The organism is Paenibacillus sp. 2TAB23 (assembly GCF_052115165.1).
In the GTDB taxonomy this organism is placed as follows: domain Bacteria; phylum Bacillota; class Bacilli; order Paenibacillales; family Paenibacillaceae; genus Pristimantibacillus.
Genome location: NZ_JBFRGD010000074.1, coordinates 1 through 525, shown reverse-complemented (window position 1 = coordinate 525; position 525 = coordinate 1). Strand labels below are relative to the sequence as shown.

Below are 525 nucleotides of genomic sequence, written 5' to 3'. Positions count from 1 at the left end.
GTCATGTCATCCGTTTGGTGGCGATGGCGGAGGGGAACCACGCGTTCCCATACCGAACACGACCGTTAAGCCCTCCAGCGCCAATGGTACTTAGACCGCAGGGTCTTGGGAGAGTAGGACGTCGCCAAGCAGGTGTTATACTTACACCTAGCAGCAACCGAGAGGTTGTCTGTGCTTTACTTTGCACCTTGAAAACTGGATAACGAAAGAAAAAGAAATTGCTGAAACATCCTTTAAGCTACAATGATTTAATTGTTAGTGAAGGTTGTTCGAGATTGTCTCGACATCTTTTCTTTTTGTTTCAACCAYTTGATGTCTTAGGAGATCAGAGAAACAAAAGGAAAAAGGCGAGCAAGCCGAATCAACCGGAACGATAGGTTAAGCTAGTAAGAGCGCACGGAGGATGCCTAGGCACCAGGAGCCGAAGAAGGACGTGGCGAACAACGATACCGCCCCGGGGAGCCGTAAGCAGGCATTGATCCGAGGATTTCCGAATGGGGAAACCCAGCTGTCGTAATGGACAGT

General features: G+C 49.2%; 2 rRNA genes. Both read left to right on the top strand.

The annotated features are described in order from the left end of the window. Positions 1–13: 13 nt before the first annotated feature. Positions 14–130, top strand: a 5S ribosomal RNA gene (rrf, locus tag AB4Z29_RS32365). Between the two features lie 246 nt (positions 131–376). Next, positions 377–525: ribosomal RNA gene (locus AB4Z29_RS32360) — 23S ribosomal RNA — on the top strand; the annotation flags it as partial.